At 59.7% G+C, this 20,192-nt stretch carries 17 protein-coding genes and 1 pseudogene; 5 read left to right on the forward strand and 13 right to left on the reverse strand.

What is annotated here, in order from left to right:
- Positions 1-25: 25 nt before the first annotated feature.
- From surE to ispF, 3 genes are read right to left on the reverse strand one after another with little or no spacing between them, the layout of a single operon-like run.
- Positions 26-775 (reverse strand): 5'/3'-nucleotidase SurE, encoded by a 750-nt coding sequence (gene surE, locus ACQKIK_RS02470; protein ID WP_046162016.1) that lies wholly within the window; start codon positions 773-775, stop codon positions 26-28.
- A complete protein-coding gene (gene truD / locus ACQKIK_RS02475) occupies positions 775-1,815 on the reverse strand; it encodes a tRNA pseudouridine(13) synthase TruD (RefSeq protein ID WP_499134611.1) in 1,041 nt (346 codons plus the stop codon). The genes surE and truD overlap by 1 nt, the downstream gene beginning before the upstream one ends.
- Complete coding sequence (gene ispF, locus ACQKIK_RS02480; RefSeq protein ID WP_499135180.1) at positions 1,812-2,285, reverse strand: 2-C-methyl-D-erythritol 2,4-cyclodiphosphate synthase; 474 nt, start codon at positions 2,283-2,285, stop codon at positions 1,812-1,814. The genes truD and ispF overlap by 4 nt, the downstream gene beginning before the upstream one ends.
- Positions 2,286-2,470: 185 nt before the next feature.
- Between ispF and ACQKIK_RS02485 the strand changes: the two genes are divergently transcribed.
- Positions 2,471-2,773 (forward strand): ArsR/SmtB family transcription factor, encoded by a 303-nt coding sequence (locus ACQKIK_RS02485; protein ID WP_045428969.1) that lies wholly within the window; start codon positions 2,471-2,473, stop codon positions 2,771-2,773.
- Positions 2,774-2,811: 38 nt separating this feature from the next.
- Complete coding sequence (locus ACQKIK_RS02490) at positions 2,812-3,861, forward strand: alkene reductase (RefSeq protein ID WP_499134612.1); 1,050 nt, start codon at positions 2,812-2,814, stop codon at positions 3,859-3,861.
- Between the two features lie 223 nt (positions 3,862-4,084).
- On the opposite strand, the gene fghA is transcribed toward ACQKIK_RS02490, so the two are convergent.
- Positions 4,085-4,930, reverse strand: coding sequence for an S-formylglutathione hydrolase (gene fghA, locus ACQKIK_RS02495; protein WP_499134613.1), 846 nt, complete (start codon positions 4,928-4,930; stop codon positions 4,085-4,087).
- Between the two features lie 69 nt (positions 4,931-4,999).
- A complete protein-coding gene (locus ACQKIK_RS02500; RefSeq protein ID WP_499134614.1) occupies positions 5,000-6,115 on the reverse strand; it encodes an S-(hydroxymethyl)glutathione dehydrogenase/class III alcohol dehydrogenase in 1,116 nt (371 codons plus the stop codon).
- A gap of 143 nt (positions 6,116-6,258) precedes the next feature.
- Between ACQKIK_RS02500 and ACQKIK_RS02505 the strand changes: the two genes are divergently transcribed.
- The 3 genes and pseudogenes from ACQKIK_RS02505 (at position 6,259) to ACQKIK_RS02515 (ending at position 8,855) form a co-directional block, all read left to right on the forward strand.
- Complete coding sequence (locus ACQKIK_RS02505) at positions 6,259-7,158, forward strand: LysR family transcriptional regulator (RefSeq protein ID WP_499134615.1); 900 nt, start codon at positions 6,259-6,261, stop codon at positions 7,156-7,158.
- A gap of 131 nt (positions 7,159-7,289) precedes the next feature.
- Positions 7,290-7,589: pseudogene (gene hpf, locus ACQKIK_RS02510) on the forward strand (ribosome hibernation-promoting factor, HPF/YfiA family); the annotation flags it as partial.
- Between the two features lie 99 nt (positions 7,590-7,688).
- Positions 7,689-8,855 carry a baeRF3 domain-containing protein gene (locus ACQKIK_RS02515; protein ID WP_046162022.1) on the forward strand — a complete coding sequence of 389 codons (1,167 nt, stop codon included), beginning with the start codon at positions 7,689-7,691 and terminating at the stop codon, positions 8,853-8,855.
- A gap of 70 nt (positions 8,856-8,925) precedes the next feature.
- Here ACQKIK_RS02515 and ispD read toward each other — a convergent pair whose 3' ends face one another.
- The 8 genes from ispD to dnaE all read right to left on the reverse strand — a co-directional run bounded on the left by ispD (position 8,926) and on the right by dnaE (position 20,148).
- A complete protein-coding gene (gene ispD / locus ACQKIK_RS02520) occupies positions 8,926-9,630 on the reverse strand; it encodes a 2-C-methyl-D-erythritol 4-phosphate cytidylyltransferase (protein ID WP_499134616.1) in 705 nt (234 codons plus the stop codon).
- Positions 9,627-9,914 carry a cell division protein FtsB gene (gene ftsB, locus ACQKIK_RS02525; protein ID WP_177327070.1) on the reverse strand — a complete coding sequence of 96 codons (288 nt, stop codon included), beginning with the start codon at positions 9,912-9,914 and terminating at the stop codon, positions 9,627-9,629. Before ftsB ends, ispD begins: the two co-directional genes overlap by 4 nt.
- A gap of 166 nt (positions 9,915-10,080) precedes the next feature.
- The gene (eno, locus tag ACQKIK_RS02530; protein WP_499134618.1) at positions 10,081-11,370 is read right to left on the reverse strand and encodes a phosphopyruvate hydratase; all 1,290 of its coding nucleotides are present in this window, start codon (positions 11,368-11,370) and stop codon (positions 10,081-10,083) included.
- Between the two features lie 33 nt (positions 11,371-11,403).
- Positions 11,404-12,249 (reverse strand): 3-deoxy-8-phosphooctulonate synthase, encoded by an 846-nt coding sequence (gene kdsA / locus ACQKIK_RS02535; RefSeq protein WP_102834878.1) that lies wholly within the window; start codon positions 12,247-12,249, stop codon positions 11,404-11,406.
- Positions 12,246-13,877 (reverse strand): CTP synthase, encoded by a 1,632-nt coding sequence (pyrG, locus tag ACQKIK_RS02540; RefSeq protein WP_499134620.1) that lies wholly within the window; start codon positions 13,875-13,877, stop codon positions 12,246-12,248. The genes kdsA and pyrG overlap by 4 nt, the downstream gene beginning before the upstream one ends.
- A 140-nt stretch (positions 13,878-14,017) precedes the next feature.
- Positions 14,018-15,337 carry a tRNA lysidine(34) synthetase TilS gene (tilS, locus tag ACQKIK_RS02545; protein WP_241530532.1) on the reverse strand — a complete coding sequence of 440 codons (1,320 nt, stop codon included), beginning with the start codon at positions 15,335-15,337 and terminating at the stop codon, positions 14,018-14,020.
- A 152-nt stretch (positions 15,338-15,489) separates the two neighbouring features.
- On the reverse strand, positions 15,490-16,440 hold the full coding sequence (locus ACQKIK_RS02550; protein WP_241530531.1) for an acetyl-CoA carboxylase carboxyltransferase subunit alpha: 951 nt from the start codon (positions 16,438-16,440) through the stop codon (positions 15,490-15,492).
- A gap of 186 nt (positions 16,441-16,626) precedes the next feature.
- A complete protein-coding gene (dnaE, locus tag ACQKIK_RS02555; protein ID WP_499134622.1) occupies positions 16,627-20,148 on the reverse strand; it encodes a DNA polymerase III subunit alpha in 3,522 nt (1,173 codons plus the stop codon).
- Positions 20,149-20,192 lie beyond the last annotated feature (44 nt).

The following is a 20,192-nucleotide window of genomic DNA, read 5'->3' on the forward strand; positions in this document are numbered from 1 at the left end:
CGCAGCAGGTCATCGGATCCGCGGTTCACAACACGCCCTCCAGCCAACTGTCGAGGCCCTCGAAGGCCTCATGAAAGGTTCGGTCCAGCTGCAATGGTGTAATCGAGACGTAGCCCTGCATGACCGCATGAAAATCGGTGCCTGGCCCGCCATCTTCAACGTCGCCGGCCACCGAGATCCAGTAACCGTCCTTGCCACGCGGATTCGCCTGCTTCACAGGAGGCTTGGCCCTGCTGCGATGGCCCAGGCGGGTCAGCTGGATGCCGCGAATGTGGTCCAGCGGCAGGTTTGGAACATTGACGCTCAATACAGTACGCGGAGGAAGCTCCAGCGACGCCTGATGCTCAACCAGCTTGCGCGCGACATAGGCCGCAGTCGGCAGGTTATCGGTCAGCCGCGACACGAGGGAAAAAGCGAAGGCCGGCTTGCCTGTGAACCGTCCCTCGATAGCTGCGGCGACGGTACCGGAGTACAACACGTCGTCGCCGAGATTGGCGCCCAGATTAATACCGGAAACCACCATGTCAGGCGCGTCCTCAAGCAAGCCGTTAATGCCTAGGTGGACGCAGTCCGTAGGCGTGCCGTTCACGCCGATGAAACCATTCGGCATGGTCGTGGGATGAAGCGGGCGATCCAGGGTCAGCGCACTGCTGGCGCCGCTCATGTCCTGAATTGGGGCAACTACCCTGCACTCGGCAAAATCCGCCAGCGCGTCATAAAGCGCGGCGAGCCCAGGTGCATACACCCCGTCGTCGTTGGCGATCAGAATACGCATCAGATGTCCGTCTGCCCTGCCAGGCTGACCAGTTCGCGCACCACAGCAGTGGCAAAGCATCCGGTCGGCAGGACGAATTCAAGTTGCAGAATGTCAGGCTCGGGATAATGCCACGACAAGCCGCCTATTGGGAGGCGAAGAATGCGCCGTTCATGCTTCATTCCGGCTTCTGCGAGCCACTTGGCGATTGACGGCTCCGTTGCAGCTGCCTGCATCTCCAGTGCTTGTACAACGCCTGCAGCAGGCGATTCGCCGGCGCCCCACAGCGGACCGGTCGGATGCAGATCCAGCACGGCCAGCCGTGGGTCGCTGCACTCGGCTTCACCTGCCGGGAAAAAGCTGCGGCTATCGGTGAACGCCAGCAGATCACCGACTTGGGCCTGGTTCCAGCTACCCGCGGCAACTCGCTCAGCTAATACGCGATTGAATAGGTAACTGCGCCCCGCCGATAGCAGGCGTGAGCGGAGATTGCGCTGCACGGGCAGCTCTTCCCTATCCGCGTACTCACGGGCGCCGTGGACATTTCCGCCCTCATAACCGAAGCGCTGCAAACCAAAATAGTTGGGCACACCGTCGATCTTGATCCGCTCGAGACGCGCATCGAGTTGGGCATGGTCAGCCTGCAGTTCCGTCAGACGCAGGGTAAACCCATTGGCCGAATGGGCGCCGCGTTGCAGTTTCCGCTGATGGCGGCTGCTTTGGAGAATCCTCAGGGTTTCGTCTTCGGCCCTAGCCAGTGCGGGATCAGCTTTGCCTGGCAGATGCAGACTGAACCATTGGCGGGTAAGAGCCTGACGATCTTTCAAGCCGGCATAACTGATGTTGCGCACCGGAACGCCAGCAGCACGCGCCAGGCGTCGCGCGGCCTCTTCAGTGTTGAGGTTGCGCTTTTCCACCCAGAGCCAAAGATGTTCGCCTGCGCCAGACAAGGGGATATCAAGCACCTCGTCGACCTGGAAATCCTCCGCCACAGCTTTGAGCACCGCGGAGCCACAGGCCCCTCCGTGCGCCCTTGTGCCGAGTAACTGGTCTTCAGTCATGCGCCGACCAGCAGCGCAACAGCGTGAACGGCAATGCCTTCTTCACGCCCGGTAAAGCCGAGCTTTTCGGTGGTGGTGGCCTTGACGTTGACCTGATCCAGATCGACCTGCAGATCCTCAGCGATCAGGGTTCGCATAGACTCGATGTGCGGAGCCATCTTGGGTGCTTGCGCAACAATGGTGGCGTCAACGTTACCGACCTTCCAGCCTTTGCTCTGCACCTGCTTGAGCACGTGCCGCAGCAATACTCGGCTGTCGGCGCCCTTGAAGGCCGGATCGGTGTCCGGGAAGTGCTTACCGATATCGCCAAGCGCCGCGGCGCCGAGCAATGCGTCGCTCAAAGCATGCAGCAGCACGTCGCCATCCGAATGCGCGAGCAGACCGAACTTGTGAGGAATCCGCACCCCACCGAGGGTGACGAAATCGCCCTCACCGAAACGATGCACGTCATAGCCATGGCCGATACGCATAGTCATTTGCACCTCGAAAAGATCAGCCGGCGATTCTACAGGACAGCGGCAGACGTTGAAGCCGCAGCGGTAAGAACCCCTGCAGATCAACGCAGCCGATAAGCACCATTAACCGATTCGATCATGTATCGCTTTTTGCCGATATATAGTTCGCTCCATCGCGATATACCGAGCCGGACGACACCATGCCCGACGAACTGGACGACATCCTCAAAGCAATCTCCCACCCTTTGCGGCGGGAGATTCTGGGTTGGCTGAAAGAACCACAACGCTATTTCTCCGAGCAGCATCACTCGTTGGAAAACGGGGTGTGTGCCGGACAGATCGACCAGCGCGCCGGGCTATCGCAATCAACCGTATCGGCTCATCTGGCGACCTTGCAAAGGGCCGGCCTGATCACCAACCGCAAGGTTGGCCAGTGGCATTTTTTCAAACGCAATGAACCGGCCATCGCCGCTTTCGTGGCCCGCCTCGGCCAGGACCTCTGAGCCCACCAACCCTTACCGTGTAAAGGAGCAGCATCGCTATGCCTACACTTTTCGACCCGATCAAGATTGGCGAACTGGAACTGGCCAACCGCATCATCATGGCCCCGCTGACCCGCTGCCGTGCTGAGCCGGGCCGCATACCGGGTGACTTGATTGCCGAGTACTACACCCAGCGGGCCGAGGCTGGACTGATCATCAGCGAAGCCACATCGGTCACGCCGATGGGCGTCGGCTATCCGGACACGCCCGGCATCTGGTCCGCTGAGCAGGTACAGGGCTGGAAAAAGGTAACCGATGCGGTCCATGCGAAAGGCGGCAAGATCGTGCTGCAGCTCTGGCACGTGGGTCGGATCTCCGATCCGATCTACCTCGACGGTCAACTTCCGGTCGCGCCGAGCGCTATCCAACCCGCCGGGCACGTCAGCCTGGTCCGGCCGATGAAGAATTTTGAAACGCCACGAGCGCTGGAAACCGAAGAGATCGCAGGCATCGTCGAGGCCTACCGTAAAGGGGCTGAGAATGCTCGCGAAGCAGGGTTCGACGGCGTCGAAATACATGGCGCCAACGGTTACCTGCTTGACCAGTTCCTGCAAGACAGCACCAACCAGCGCACCGATCAGTACGGCGGCTCGCTGGAAAACCGGGCACGTTTGCTGTTGGAAGTTACTGATGCGGCGGTAGGGGTCTGGGGCGCTGGCCGCGTAGGCGTTCACCTGGCACCACGAGCCGACGCTCACGACATGGGCGACTCGAATCGTGCCGATACCTTCGCCTATGTCGCTCGTGAACTGGGCAAGCGCGGCATCGCCTTTATCTGCACTCGGGAGAAAGCCGGCGAGGACAGCCTCGGCCCACAGCTGAAGGAGGTATTCGGTGGCGTTTATATCGCCAACGAACGCTTCACCAAGGACCAGGCCAACGCCTGGCTGGCCGAGGGCAAGGCCGACGCCGTGGCCTTTGGCATTCCCTATATCGCTAACCCCGATCTGGTCCAGCGTCTGCGCCAGGACGCGCCGCTCAACGAGCCGCGGCCTGAGCTGTTCTACGCAAAAGGCGCCGAAGGTTACACCGATTATCCATCGCTCTAGCTCCTTGCGATGGAAGGCCCGCCCGGAATTCCGCGCGGGCCTTTTTTCGTTCTACCGCTTGTGACGCATAGCGTCACCGAGCTGCTACGCATAGGCGCCGGAGCAATGCGGACAACCGTAAGCGGCAGCGGTTGATCCCCATACGCTTGCTACCGGCATAGGCTTGATCGTGAATGGGGCGGCATTTTCTCTGCAAACACGCTCGCTCGTAAGCGCAGCTGACCTAGGCCTTCAATGCCTGCGCGTGATGGCGTAGATGGTCATCGATAAATGTGCTGATGAAGTAATAGCTGTGATCGTAGCCCGGCTGGATACGCAACGTCAGCGGATGAACCGCCGCGGTTGCAGCTGACTCCAGCGCTTCGGGCTTCAACTGATTGGCCATGAAATCATCCCGATCGCCCTGATCGACGAGTATCGGCAACTTCTCCTGCGCCTTGGATATCAGGGCACAGGCGTCCCATTCGCGCCAGCGTGAGCGATCTTCTCCGAGGTAATTTGAGAAGGCCTTCTCGCCCCATGGGCAATCAGCCGGATTGGCGATCGGCGCGAACGCCGACAGCGACTGATAGCGACCAGGGTTCTTCAACGCGCACACCAGCGCACCGTGACCGCCCATCGAATGCCCACTGATGCCGCGCTTGTCGGATACCGGAAAGTTCGCCTCGATCAGCGCCGGCAGCTCTTCGACTACGTAATCGTGCATGCGGTAGTGCTGAGCCCAGGGTTCCTGGGTCGCGTTCAGGTAGAAACCTGCGCCAAGACCGAAGTCATAGGCAGCGTCCGGATCGTCCGGAACCTCGGAGCCGCGCGGGCTGGTATCCGGGGCGACGATAATTAAGCCGAGCTCCGCAGCAAGCCGATGCGCCCCCGCCTTCTGCATGAAGTTCTCGTCGGTACAGGTCAGACCGGACAACCAGTACAGCACCGGAAGCTTTTCGCCTTGCTCTGCCTGAGGCGGCAGATATACGGCAAATACCATGTCGCAGTTCAAGCTACTTGAGCGGTGACGATAGCGTTTGTGCCAGCCACCGAAGCTCTTCTGGCAAGAAATATTCTCGAGGCTCATGGGCCCTCCTGAGCGGGCCCGTAGCACTCGCACCATCGCAGGCGGAGCGCTGCGGCCCGACGTGCTGAATCAGTAGTGGATGACGGTTCGGATGCTCTTGCCTTCGTGCATCAGGTCGAATGCCTGATTGATTTCATCCAGCCCCATGTTGTGAGTGATGAAGGTATCCAGCGGGATCTCGCCGGTCTGAGCCTTCTCCACATAGCTCGGCAGCTCGGTACGCCCCTTGACGCCACCGAAGGCGCTGCCACGCCAGACGCGGCCGGTTACCAGCTGGAACGGACGGGTGCTGATTTCCTGACCGGCTCCAGCCACACCAATGATCACGGACTCGCCCCACCCCTTGTGTGCACATTCCAGCGCCGCGCGCATCAGCTGGACATTGCCGACGCATTCGAAGGAATAGTCCACGCCGCCGTCTGTCATCTCCACGATGACCTCCTGGATCGGCTTGTAGTGATCCTTGGGGTTGACGAAGTCTGTCGCACCCAGCTCTTCGGCAATGGCGAACTTGGACGGGTTGATGTCGATCGCGATGATCCGGCTAGCCTTGGCCATTTTCGCACCGATGATCGCAGCCAGCCCGATGCCACCGAGCCCGAAGATGGCCACGGTCGCGCCCTCTTCCACCTTGGCGGTATTGAGTACCGCGCCGATGCCAGTGGTGACGCCGCAGCCGAGCAGGCAGACCTTGTCCAAGGGCGCTTCCTTGGGGATCTTCGCCACGGATACTTCAGGCAGCACCGTGTATTCGGAAAAGGTCGAGGTGCCCATGTAGTGATAAATCGGCTCGCCGTTGTAGGAGAAGCGTGTGGTGCCGTCTGGCATCAGCCCCTTGCCTTGCGTGGCGCGCACCGAGCTGCAGAGGTTGGTCTTGCCGGATTTGCAGAATTTGCACTGCCGGCATTCGGCCGTGTACAGCGGGATCACGTGATCGCCCACGGCAACCGAAGTGACGCCCTCGCCTACCGCCTCGACGATCCCGCCACCTTCATGGCCGAGGATGCAAGGGAATACACCTTCCGAATCTTCGCCGGAGAGCGTGTAAGCGTCGGTATGGCAGACGCCAGTCGCGACGATGCGCACCAGCACTTCGCCAGCCTTGGGCGGCTCAACGTCCACTTCGACAATTTGCAGAGGTTGGTTCGGGGCAAACGCGACGGCGGCGCGGGACTTGATGGTCATGACTGGCGGTACTCGTGGATGGAAAGTAATACGCAGTGTAGTTTCATCGATGGATAGGGTTAATAAGCTGTTCGTGGAAACATTATTGCCGCCCAGGGATAATCGCAACGCACCGCTTTGGGCAACTCGCAAAAGGACCGCCTATGAATCGATGGGAAGGACTGGATGAATTCGTCGCCGTCGCTGAGTGCGGAAGCTTCATGCAGGCCGCAGGGCAACTGCGCGTGTCGTCATCTCACGTCAGCCGCCAAGTCGCACGCCTCGAGGAACGTCTTCAGGCACGGCTGCTCTATCGCACGACCCGCCGGGTTTCCCTGACCGAAGCCGGTCATACCTTTCTCTCGCGCTGCCAGCGCCTGATCGAGGAGCGTGATGAAGCCTTTCATGCAATCAGCGACCTGCATGCTGCGCCCACTGGTCTGCTGCGTATGACCGCAGCGGTCGCGTACGGTGAACGCTTCATCGTGCCGCTGGTGAACGAATTCATGGCGCAGCATCCGCAGCTGAGGGTTGATATCGAACTGTCCAATCGCACCCTCGATCTGGTGCAGGAAGGCTACGACCTGGCTGTACGCCTGGGCCGGCTGAGCGAATCTCGGCTGATCGCCACACGCCTTGCCCCACGCGCCATGTATCTATGCGCGGCGCCAAGCTATCTCGAGCGCTACGGCCGCCCGCATACCCTGTCCGAGCTATCGAGACACAATTGCTTGGTTGGCACTGGCGACACCTGGATGTTGCAGGTCGACGGCCGCGAGCAGCCATTCAAGCCCTCGGGCAACTGGCGCTGCAACAGCGGGCAGGCGGTACTGGATGCTGCGCTTCGGGGCTTCGGTCTTTGCCAGCTACCGGACTATTACGTCCAGGAGCCACTACGCCGCGGTGAGCTGGTGTCCCTGCTGGAAACGCATCAGCCACCGAACACGGCGGTGTGGGCCGTCTATCCGCAACGGCGTTATCCGCTACCGAAGGTCCGCCTGCTGATTCAAGCATTGAAGGACGGCCTCGCAACTCGTCCCGAATATCGGATCGAACGCGATTGAGTTGCGACTGCGCCGCGCGTCCGACTGCCGACTTGAGGCGGAACCCGACTTAACCCACCACGTCGAAATCCTGAAGCCGGTGCCTCCGGCCCTCTGCTTGAGCGAGCCGGCCAATCAATCAGGAGGACATCATGCAGATTCTGGTGAACAGCAATCATAGCGTCGACGTGACCAGCAGCCTTGAGGAGCACGTAAAAGCGACGGTCGAGAGCGAACTGGAGCGCTTCGACGATCAGCTGACCCGAGTCGAAGTTCATCTCAACGACGAAAATAGCGGCAAAAGCGGCCCGCAGGATAAGCGCTGCCAGATGGAAGCGCGGGTCAAGGGACACGAGCCCATTTCGACCAGCCACAAAGCGGACTCGCTGAATCTTGCCATTGACGGCTGTGCCGAAAAGCTCAGCCATGCCCTTGCCCATGCGCTAGACAAGAAACTCAACCACCACTGAATGCCGCCTGATGCGACCCGCTGAAGCGGGCCGATAGAGACCATGAGGAACTGAATCATCTGACCACGAGTGAGGCCGTACATGAACAGATTGCTCGATCGCGAAACCATGTCCCAGCTGCTGGCAAAACGCGAAGCGCCGTGCCTTTCGCTTTATCAGCCCACCCACCGCAGCTTTCCCGAGCGTCAGCAAGACCCGATTCGCTTCAAGCACCTTGTCCGCGAGCTTGAAGACTCGCTCAAGCAACAAGGCCGTGGCGACCAGGCCAAAGCGCTGCTGAAGCCCTTCCACGATCTGATCGACGATCCCGATTTCTGGAATTCCAACCGCGATGGGCTTGCGGTCTTTGCTGCCACGGATTACTTCGAGGTATTCCGCCTGCAGCGCAGCGTTCCAGAGCTCGCTGTCGCCAATGACCGTATGCACCTCAAACCGCTGCTGCGCATCGCGCAGTCGGCAGACCGCTATCAGATATTGGCGATCACGCTGGACTCGGTTCGTCTGTTCGAAGGCAACCGCGACGGCGTTGACGAAGTCCGCTTGGGTGAAAGCGTTCCGAAAACCGTTGAAGAAGCGCTGGGCCGCGAGTTGACCGAGAAAGGTCAGACCGGCTTCCCGCAAGGCTACAGTCGCGCCAGCGAGCGTGGTGATCCGATGCAGGTGGAGAGCGGAGGCGCTGGGCGCCAGGACGAAATCGATCGAGACCGGGAGCGCTTCTTCCGTGAAGTGGATCGCGCGATTCTTGAGCATCACAGCCGCAAGTCGCGACTGCCGCTGATCCTCGCAGCACTTCCGGAGCACCAGTTCCACTTCCGCAAACTCAGCCACAACGAATTTCTACTGCCGGAAGGCATCGAGAACGATGCGTCGTTACTGAGTCATGACGAACTCCGCCAGAAGAGCTGGATGGTCATGCAGCCGCGCTACATCAAGCGACTGGAAGGTTTTATCAACCAGTACGGCGAGTCGCGAGGTCAGGGACTCGCGACCGACCAGCTTGAGCAGATCGGCCAGGCCACACTTGAAGGCCGTGTAGCGACCCTGCTGGTCGAGGCGGAGCGTCGAATCCCCGGGGTGGTCGACAAGGAGCAAGGCAAGGCAGTTGCGGTGGAAGATGACTCAGCCACGACACCCGATCTGCTCGATGAATTGACCATATGGACGTTGGAACAAGGCGGCGAGGTAATCTCAGTTCCTACCGAACGCATGCCGACCGAAAGCGGCGCTGCTGCGATCTACCGCTATTGATCACAACGGCTTCGCCTCCGCTACGCGGCATGAGTCGATGCTCTGCATAGCGCCATGAACAGCGCTGGGCTCAAGATTTCCAGCGCTGTTCCAACCACTGAAGATCTTCGGGCCGGGTAATCTTGAGATTGTCAGCCCGCCCTTCGACCAGACGCGGGTGGTGCCCCGCCCATTCAAGCGCGGACGCTTCGTCAGTTACGGCAACTCCACTGCCAAGTGCATCCGCCAACGCCTCACGCAGCGATCCAAGGCGGAACATCTGTGGCGTGAACGCTTGCCAAATGACGCTACGATCCACCGTCTCCTGAACGCGCCCATCCGCATCAGCACGCTTGAGCGTATCGCGAGCTGGAACAGCGAGCAGCCCACCGACAGGATCGTCCGCGAGCGTCTCCAATAGATGATTTAGATCTGTGGCTGCCAGGTTGGGCCTAGCGGCATCGTGCACCAGCACCCAGTCGTCGTCTGAGGCGCCTAGCCGGCTCAGCTCTCGCAGCCCACCCAGGACCGAGTCGGCTCGCTCAGTGCCACCATCGGCACGGTGAACACGCGGATCTATCGAGCAAGCGAGATCGGGCCAATAGGCATCATCGCTCGCTACGCACACAACCAGCCCCTTGAGCTGGGGATGGCCTAGAAAGCAATCCAGGGTGTGCTCGAGGATGGTCCTTCCTGCCAACTGCAGATATTGCTTGGGCCGGTCGGCTCGCATGCGACTGCCAATGCCGGCAGCCGGGATCACGACCCAGTAAGACGGGAGGTTGTTTGCACTCATTCGGTGAGCTGAAAGAGAGTCTCGCCCTCTTTGACCATGCCCAACTCATGCCGCGCACGCTCTTCTACAGTTTCCATGCCCTGCTTGAGCTCCTTGACCTCGGCTTCGAGAATCCGGTTTCGCTCAAGCAATCGCTGGTTCTCGCCCTGCTGCTCGGCGATCTGCTTGTTCAATCCACTCACCTGGGCGAGGCTGCCCTCGCCTACCCATAGGCGATACTGCAAGCCACCCAGCAGCAAAATCAGGACAACAAACAACCAGTAGGGACTGCGTATGGAAGGCATGGATCGAATTCGAGTGGTTTCCAGTGACGTTGTATAAGCGGCGGTCAGCAACATGGTCCGGCTTTCCTTTGCTGGCTAGCGCATCGCCGTGCGGCGACCTTAACAGCGCTGACCGTTATCCACAAAAAAGGGCGACTAACGCCGCCCCTTTCTAGCATGCTTGGGTTTAGCCGCGGAACTCGGCACGGCCCTTGTAAGCTGCTTTTCCGCCGAGCTGCTCTTCAATACGAAGCAGTTGATTGTACTTGGACACGCGGTCCGAACGGCACAGCGAACCTGTCTTGATCTGACCGGCAGCCGTTCCCACAGCGAGGTCGGCGATGGTGCTGTCTTCGGTTTCGCCGGAGCGGTGCGAGATCACCGCCGTGTAACCTGCGGCCTTGGCCATCTGAATGGCTTCCAGGGTTTCGGTCAGCGAGCCGATCTGGTTGAACTTAATCAGGATCGAGTTACCGATGCCCTTCTCAATGCCTTCCTTAAGGATCTTGGTGTTGGTCACGAACAGATCGTCGCCAACCAACTGAACCTTGTCGCCGAGTTTGTCAGTCAGCACCTTCCAGCCAGCCCAGTCGGACTCGTCCATACCGTCTTCGATGGAGATGATCGGGTAGCGATCGGCCAGCCCAGCCAAGTAGTCGGCAAAACCAGCGGCGTCGAAGACCTTGCCTTCACCGGCCAGATCGTACTTGCCATCCTCGAAGAATTCGCTGGAGGCGCAATCGAGCGCCAGGGTCACGTCGTCACCAAGCTTGTAACCGGCGTTAGCCACTGCCTCGGCGATAGCGGCCAACGCGTCTTCGTTGGATGCCAGGTTCGGCGCGAAACCACCTTCATCACCGACAGAAGTGCTCAGACCACGAGCCTTCAGCACGGCTTTGAGGTGATGGAAGATTTCGGCACCCATGCGCAGGGCATCAGCGAACGTCTTGGCACCGACCGGCTGCACCATGAATTCCTGGATGTCGACGTTGTTGTCGGCATGCTCGCCGCCGTTGATGATGTTCATCATCGGCACCGGCATGGAGTACTGGCCAGGCGTGCCATTGAGGTTGGCAATGTGCGCGTAGAGCGGCAGGTCCTGATCTTGAGCAGCGGCCTTGGCAGCAGCCAACGACACGGCGAGGATTGCGTTGGCACCCAGTGACGCTTTGTTCTCGGTTCCGTCCAGCTCGATCATGGCGCGGTCCAGCGCCTTTTGATCCAGCGGATCCTTGCCCAGCAGCAAATCCCGGATCGGGCCATTGATATTGCTGACAGCCTTCAGCACACCCTTGCCCATGTAACGGCTCTTGTCGCCATCGCGCAGTTCCAGCGCCTCGCGGGACCCAGTGGAAGCACCGGACGGCGCACAGGCGCTGCCGGTAATGCCGTTATCCAGGATAACGTCCGCTTCAACAGTGGGATTGCCACGGGAGTCGAGAACCTCACGCCCTTTGATGTCGACGATCTTTGCCATTTTTATTAACACTCCGTAGATAGCTTCAAGGCTTCAAGCAGTTTCGATTGGCGCAAAATTCTTGATGAGATCATCCAGCTGCTTGAGCTGGGTGAGGAAGGGTTCGAGCTTGTCCAGACGCAGCGCACAGGGTCCGTCGCACTTGGCATTTTCCGGATCCGGATGGGCCTCAAGGAACAACCCAGCTAGGCCCTGACTGAGGCCGGCCTTGGCAAGATCCGTGACCTGGGCACGACGACCACCAGCCGAGTCGGCGCGGCCACCCGGCATCTGCAGCGCATGTGTGACATCGAAGATCACCGGATATTGCATCCGCTTCATGATGTCGAAGCCCAGCATGTCGACGACCAGGTTGTTGTAGCCAAATGAGGAGCCGCGTTCGCAAAGAATCAGTTGATCATTGCCGGCTTCTTCACACTTGGTGAGGATGTGCTTCATTTCCTGCGGCGCAAGAAACTGGGCTTTCTTGATATTGATCACCGCACCGGTCTTCGCCATGGCAACCACCAGATCGGTCTGGCGCGACAGGAAGGCAGGTAGCTGAATGATGTCGCACACTTCGGCCACCGGCTGTGCCTGGTGCGGCTCATGCACATCAGTGATCACAGGGACCCCGAAGGTCTTCTTCACTTCTTCAAAGATCCGCATCCCCTCTTCCAGGCCAGGGCCTCGGAAGGAGTTGATCGAGGAGCGATTAGCCTTGTCGAAACTGGCCTTGAAGATATAGGGAATACCGAGCTTTTCGGTGACCTTCACATAGGTTTCGCAGATTTGCAGTGCGAGATCCCGGGACTCCAGCACGTTCATCCCGCCGAACAGCACGAACGGCTTGTCGTTGGCGATCTCGATACTGCCGACGCGAATGGTCTTCTGGCTCATGCCTTGCCCGCCTTGTAGTCCAGCGCCGCTTTGACGAAGCCGCTGAACAGCGGATGCCCGTCGCGAGGGGTGGACGTGAATTCTGGGTGGAACTGGCAGGCCACGAACCAGGGATGATCCGGCGCCTCGACCACCTCGACCAGCGCACCGTCACCGGACCGACCCGTGATCTTCAAGCCGGCGGCCTGCAGTTGCGGCAGCAGATTATTGTTTACCTCGTAGCGATGACGATGGCGCTCGATGATGCGCTCCTTGCCGTAGCAGGCGAACACATTGGAGCCGGCCTCAAGGCCGCATTCCTGAGCACCCAGACGCATGGTGCCGCCCAGATCAGACGCGTCGTTGCGGGTTTCCACTGCTCCGGTGGCGTCTTCCCACTCGGTAATCAAGCCGACAACGGGATGCGTCGAGTCCTTGTCGAATTCGGTGGAGTTGGCGTCGGTCCAGCCCAGCACATCACGGGCGAACTCGATCACTGCGACCTGCATGCCGAGGCAGATACCCAGGTAGGGAATCTTGTTCTCGCGGGCATATTTGACGGTGGCAATCTTGCCTTCCACGCCACGCAGACCGAAACCACCCGGAACCAGAATCGCGTCCATACCTTCCAGCAGACCGGTGCCCTGGTTCTCGATATCTTCGGAATCAATGTAGCGGAGGTTCACTTTGGTACGGCTCTGGATGCCAGCGTGGCTCATTGCCTCGATCAGAGATTTGTACGCATCCAGAAGTTCCATGTACTTGCCGACCATGGCGATGGTGACTTCCTTCTCGGGGTTCAGCTTGGCATCCACCACGCGATCCCACTCAGAGAGGTCGGCACCGCCGCACTCCAGGCCGAAACGTTCGACAACGAAGTCGTCCAGGCCCTGGGCATGGAGTACGCCCGGGATCTTGTAAATAGTGTCGACGTCTTCCAGGCTGATAACCGCACGCTCTTCGACGTTGGTAAACAGTGCAATCTTGCGCCGTGAGGAGACATCGATCGGATGGTCGGAACGGCATACCAGTACGTCAGGCTGCAGACCGATGGAGCGCAGCTCCTTGACCGAATGCTGGGTCGGCTTGGTCTTGGTTTCACCAGCCGTGGCGATATAAGGCACCAGCGTCAAGTGCATGAGCATTGCGCGCTTGGCGCCCACTTCGACACGCAGCTGGCGGATCGCTTCAAGGAAGGGTTGCGACTCGATGTCACCGACGGTGCCGCCAACTTCTACCAACGCGACGTCGGCATCGCCCGCGCCCTTGATGATGCGGCGCTTGATCTCGTCAGTGATGTGCGGAATGACCTGAATGGTCGCGCCCAAGTAATCACCACGGCGTTCGCGACGCAGTACATCTTCATATACGCGGCCGGTGGTGAAGTTGTTGCTCTTGGTCATTGTCGTGCGGATAAACCGCTCGTAATGCCCCAGGTCGAGGTCGGTCTCGGCGCCGTCATGGGTGACGAACACCTCACCGTGCTGGAACGGGCTCATGGTGCCCGGATCCACGTTGATGTAAGGGTCCAGCTTGAGCATCGTGACCTTCAGGCCCCGCGCCTCCAGGATGGCCGCCAATGAAGCCGAGGCGATGCCTTTCCCCAATGAAGAAACAACACCACCCGTGACGAAGATGTAGCGCGTCATGAAAAACCCTAGAAGTCTGCGTTAAGCGGTCAGCGCCGCCGGGGAAAAGCGAAGGTGCCATCGCGCCAAAGGCGGCAATAGCGGAACTGCCACGGTTTTCGAAGAAAGCCGCAGAAGCTGTATTGGGACGGGAGCGTAGTCTACTTGAAAGACCCTATCAGCTCAAACCTGGCGTCGGCCGGCGGCGTCCACTGAAGCGACAGCGCCTGCGTATCGAATTGCGGCAGATTGGCTACCGCAACAACCTCACCTTCTCGAAAGAGCAACGGCAGACGTGAGCGCACGAAACCTGGCACGCCAGCCTCGTTGAGCAACCGTTTGAGATCGCGGCGACCACGGCCGGGAATGTTCAGCACCTCGCCGCCCTGACGATAGCGTATTTGCAGCCCGCCCCGCCCATCATGGCCGGTCAAGCGCAGCAGGCCGTTTCCCGGCAACTGCAGATCGATGTTCGGCTGCAGCCAGTCGACCGACCCTTCCGCCGTGACCAGCCAGGGTCCCGAAAGCCACCAAACGCAACCATCGCCTTTGTGTAGTTCGCCAGAGGCCAAGCGCCATACCGGCGCGGCATCCGGAGCAGCATTGCGCAACGCATCCCAGCCAGCCCAATGATCGCTGTCCGGAAGGGCTGTTAAATCAGCCAGCCAGTGGCGCAGCGCATTGCGCTGCCGGGCGGGACTGAGCGACTCCAGTGACGACAAGGAGAGTCTCGGCATCGGTAACCACTGATACCGACACTGAGTGCGGGCTTCGCGCAGATCAAGCTCGGCCAGCTCATCCAGCAAATGCTGCGCCTCGCCTAGATGGGCTGCGGTGCGCGCGATGTTGTCAGCAGCTCGCGGCCAGCGCTGCTGAAGCACCGGTATGACCCGGTGACGAAGGTAATTTCGCGTGTGGCTGGTGCACGCGTTGCTTGGGTCCTCAACCCAAGTGAGCCCCTGCTCGCGGGCATAGGCTTCCAATTCGTAGCGCCCGACATTCAGCAAGGGCCGAACCAGCCAACCTTCACCCAGCGCGCGCACCGCAGGCATGCTGGCAAGCCCGCGCACTCCCGCACCGCGTAGCAAACGAAACAACAGAGTTTCAGCCTGATCGTCCCGGTGCTGGCCAGTGAATAGCACGTCGGCACTATTAAGGAGCTCGCTGAAGGCCGCATAGCGCGCAGCGCGGGCGGCGCTTTCTAGGCTCGGACCAGCCTCGACCTGCACCCGCACCACCTGCACCTCGATGCCGAGCTTGCCGCAGATCGACCGGCAATGCGCTGGCCAATCATCAGCCGCACATTGCAATCCATGATGGACATGTATCGCGCTTATTGGCGGAAGGTTTTCGCTAGCCGATAACCGTACCAACAGATGCAACAGCACCGTGGAATCAAGCCCACCAGAAAACGCCACACACCACCGCGGCGCGGTACGCCATGGTTGCAGTGCATCAAGCAGCCGAGACTCTATAGGCATCTGATGGAAGCTCGGAAAACACAATCATCAGCATAAGCTGGATGGACGAAGAAGAGTCAATGGCTCAATCCAACGGAAACTGAGGCAACACCGGTTGCGCAGACACAAAAAAGGCGGGAAAGCCCGCCTTTTTTCGATCAATCGTACGGGTATCAGGCGATACCGTAGCTCATCAGGCGCTCATAGCGACGCGTCAGCAATGCTTCGGTATCGAGCCCCTTGAGCATGTCGAGCTGAGTAGTCAGCTCGTCACGCAACGATGCAGCGGTCACCGCCGGATTGCGATGGGCACCACCCAGCGGCTCGGAGATCACCTTGTCGACGATGCCAAGGTTTTTCAGACGCTCGGCGGTGACACCCATGGCCTCGGCAGCTTCCGGCGCCTTGTCAGCGGTACGCCACAGGATTGAGGCGCAACCTTCCGGCGAGATGACCGCATAGGTCGAGTACTGCAGCATGTTCAGCTGATCGCAGACACCGATGGCCAGCGCACCGCCGGAACCACCTTCACCAATCACGGTAGCGATGATGGGTGTCTTAAGCCGTGCCATGACCCGCAGGTTCCAGGCGATCGCTTCGCTCTGGTTGCGCTCTTCAGCGTCGATACCCGGATAGGCACCCGGCGTGTCAATGAAGGTAAGGATCGGCATCTTGAAGCGTTCGGCCATCTCCATCAGGCGGCACGCCTTGCGATAGCCTTCTGGACGCGGCATACCAAAGTTACGGCGGACCTTTTCGCGGACTTCACGGCCCTTCTGGTGGCCGATGATCATCACCGGTTCGCCGTTCAGTCGAGCCGTCCCGCCAACGATCGCGGCGTCATCGGAGAAATGGCGGTCGCCATGCAGCTCTTCGAATTCCGTAAACAGATGGTTAATGTAATCCAGCGTGTAGGGGCGCTGCGGGTGTCGAGCCAGGCGAGCGATCTGCCAACTGGTGAGATTGCCGAAGATGCTCTCGGTGAGCGACTCGCTCTTGTCCTGCAGGCGGGCAATCTCATCGCCAATGTTCAGCGAGTTGTCGTTACCAACCAGGCGCAATTCTTCGATCTTGGCTTGCAGGTCGGCGATCGGCTGTTCGAAATCGAGAAAATTCGGGTTCATAGGCATCCGTCATGCGTCGACGGCCAGGCGGCCGGGAGCTGTTCCGTTTTTTGCGCCCTACCTTACGGGACGGACGCATTCAGGTCGAACAAAATGTTCGCAAACATGACCCGATCCAGGACCGGGCCGGTTCAGGACGTCGAATGGGTCTCGCACCGGCAATGGTGCACCACTCGGCTAGTCCTGCTATCGGTATTGCAGAAAGACGTTGTCGCGCCCGAACTGGTCACGCAATGCCTGAATCAAGTTGTCGGCCGGGTCGATTCGCCAGCCTTCACCGAACTGCAGCAGGGCCCGGGCATCGGCACTGGTGTACTCAAGCGTGATCGGACAGGCGCCGCGATGACGGCCACAGACATCCGCCAGCCAGCGCACTCGATCGCCCTTGAGCGCCTCGCCGGCCACTTTGACTCGCAGGCTTTCGGCCAGCCCGGTTCGGGCTTCTTCCAAGCTCATGACCCGCTTGGCCCGCAAGCGCAGGCCACCAGAAAAATCATCGTTACTGACTTCACCCTCGACCACTACCAGGGCATCGGTCTGCAACAGTGCCTGAGCACTGTTGAAGGCTTCAGCAAACAGCGAGGCCTCAATCCGTCCTGAGCGGTCATCCAGGGTGATGAAACCCATTTTGTCGCCTTTCTTGTTCTTCATGACCCGCAAGTTGACGATCAAGCCGGCAATGGTCTGCTCGCCCCGCGCGGGACGCAAATCAATGATGCGCTGACGGGCGAAGCGGCGAACCTCACCCTCATATTCATCGATCGGATGGCCGGTGAGGTATAGCCCCAGTGTGTCTTTCTCGCCTTTCAGACGCTCCTTCAAGGACAGCTCGCGGGCTTTGCGATGGTTGGCATAAACATCGGCTTCGGGCTCAGCGAACAGTCCACCAAACAGGTCCGCATGGCCGCTGTCGAGGCTGCGTGCCGTCTGTTCCGCGGCCTGGATAGCCTCTTCCATCGCCGAGAGCAGCACCGCCCGGTTGCGATCGATATTGGCTTGGTAGGCTTTTGGTTCGTCCGAGAAATACGGCCCCAGACGATCCAGCGCGCCCCCGCGGATCAACGCTTCGAGGGTGCGTTTGTTGATTCGCTTGAGATCGACACGGCTGCAGAAATCGAACAGCTCCTTGAACGGCCCGCCTTCTTTGCGACATTCGCAGATAGCTTCGACCGGTCCCTCACCGACGCCTTTGATCGCACCCAGGCCGTAAATGATTCGTCCATCGTCACTGACCGTAAACTTGAACTCCGAATTGTTCACGTCCGGGGCATCGATGCGCAGCTTCATGCTGCGGCATTCCTCGATCAGCGTGACCACCTTGTCGGTGTTGTGCATGTCCGCAGACAGCACCGCAGCCATGAAGGGCGACGGGTGATGCGCCTTTAGCCAGGCGGTCTGGTAGGAAACCAGCCCGTAAGCAGCCGAGTGCGATTTGTTGAAACCGTAGCCGGCGAATTTTTCCACCAGATCGAAGATGTTGCCCGCCAGGTCCGCATCGATGCCGTTGTTGGCGCAACCCTCGATGAATCCGCCGCGCTGCTTGGCCATTTCCTCGGGCTTCTTCTTACCCATGGCGCGACGGAGCATGTCGGCCTGACCAAGGGTGTAGCCACCCATGACCTGAGCGATCTGCATCACCTGTTCCTGGTACAGGATGATGCCGTAGGTAGGCGCCAATACCGGCTTCAAGCCTTCGTACTGGTAATCAGAGTGCGGGTAAGAAATCTCCGCGCGACCATGCTTACGGTTGATGAAGTCGTCCACCATGCCCGACTGCAGCGGGCCAGGACGGAACAGCGCCACCAGAGCAATCAGGTCTTCCAGGCAGTCGGGCTTGAGCTTCTTGATCAGCTCTTTCATGCCGCGCGATTCAAGCTGGAAAACCGCCGTCGTTTCAGCTTTTTGCAGCAACGAGAACGTCGGCTTGTCGTTCAGCGGAATGAAGTCGATGTTCAGCGGATCCAGGCCCTTCTTGGCCTGCTCCCGGTTGATCGTCTCCATCGCCCATTTGATGATGGTCAGGGTCCGCAGACCGAGGAAGTCGAACTTGACCAGGCCGGCGGATTCGACGTCGTCCTTGTCGAACTGGGTCACCAGACTGCCACCCTCGTCGTCGCAGGCGATGGGCGCAAAATCGGTAAGTTTGGTTGGGGCGATTACCACGCCGCCAGCGTGCTTGCCCGTGCCGCGTGTGATGCCCTCGAGCTTGAGGGCCATGTCCCAGATTTCCCGAGCGTCTTCGTCGACAGCCAGAAAGTCTCGAAGCGGCTCTTCCATCTCGTAGGCTTTTTCGAGGGTCATGCCGACTTCGAAGGGAATCATCTTCGACAATCGATCGGCTAGGCCGTAGGACTTGCCCTGTACCCGCGCCACGTCCCGCACGACTGCCTTGGCGGCCATGGTGCCGAAAGTGATGATCTGGCTGACTGCGTTGCGGCCATATTTCTCTGCCACGTAGTCGATGACACGGTCACGGCCATCCATGCAGAAGTCGACGTCGAAGTCGGGCATGGAGACCCGCTCAGGGTTGAGGAAGCGCTCGAACAGCAGATCATAGGCGAGCGGGTCGAGATCGGTGATCTTCTGCACATAGGCGACCAGCGAGCCGGCACCCGATCCCCGTCCGGGCCCTACCGGAACGCCGTTGTTCTTCGCCCACTGGATGAAGTCCATGACGATCAGGAAGTAGCCCGGGAAGCCCATCTGGATGATGATGTCGAGCTCGAAATTCAGTCGGTCGACATAGACCTGCTTCTTCGCCTCGTAGTCAGGCGTGTCCTTGGGCAGCAGCACCTCGAGACGCTCATCGAGCCCGTCGAACGAGACCTTGCGGAAATACTCGTCCATGGTCATGCCCGCAGGTACCGGGAAATCAGGCAGGAAGTAGGTCCCCAACTGCACTTCGATATTGCAGCGCCGAGCAATTTCGACCGTATTCTCCAACGCCTCAGGCAGGTCGCTGAACAGCTCCCACATTTCCGCAGGGGTCTTCAGGTACTGCTGATCGGAGAAATTACGCGGCCGCCGCGAGTCGTCGAGCGTACGGCTCTCACCAATGCAGACGCGGGTTTCGTGTGCCTCGAAATCTTCTTGCTTGAGAAAACGAACATCGTTGGTAGCCACTAGCGGTACGTTACAGCGTTGCGCCAACGCGACCGCAGCATGCAAGTGTTCTTCATCGTTCACCCGGCTGGTGCGCTGGACTTCCAGGTAGAACCGCTGAGGGAAGACAGCCTGCCACTCGTCAAGCAACGCCGCGGCTGATGCTTCTTCGCCGTCGAGCAGCGCATGGCCAATTTCTCCTTCCTTGGCACCGGACAACGCGATCAGACCTTCTGCCGCAGCTTTGACCCAGTCGCGTTCGATGATGATCTGATCGTTGCGCTGGCCCTCCGTCCAGCCGCGCGAGACCAGCTCGGTCAGGTTGCGATACCCCCGGCCGTTCATCGCCAGTAACGTCAATCGGCTGAGCGGACCATCCTCCTCGCGACTGGCCAGCCAGATATCGGCGCCACAGATCGGTTTGATTCCGGCGCCCTGCGCCGCCTTGTAGAACTTGACCAGCGAGCACATGTTGCTCTGATCCGTGACGGCCACCGCCGGCATGCCAGCGCCTGCCACCGACTTCACCAGCGGCTTAACGCGCACCAGCCCGTCAACCAGAGAATATTCAGTGTGCAGACGAAGATGGATGAAGGAGACGGACATGAACCAACCTTGGACTGGCGAAACGACAAGCCGCGAATTGTACC

The sequence above is a fragment of the Pseudomonas sp. NPDC047961 genome (assembly GCF_050272435.1).
Taxonomy (GTDB): domain Bacteria; phylum Pseudomonadota; class Gammaproteobacteria; order Pseudomonadales; family Pseudomonadaceae; genus Stutzerimonas.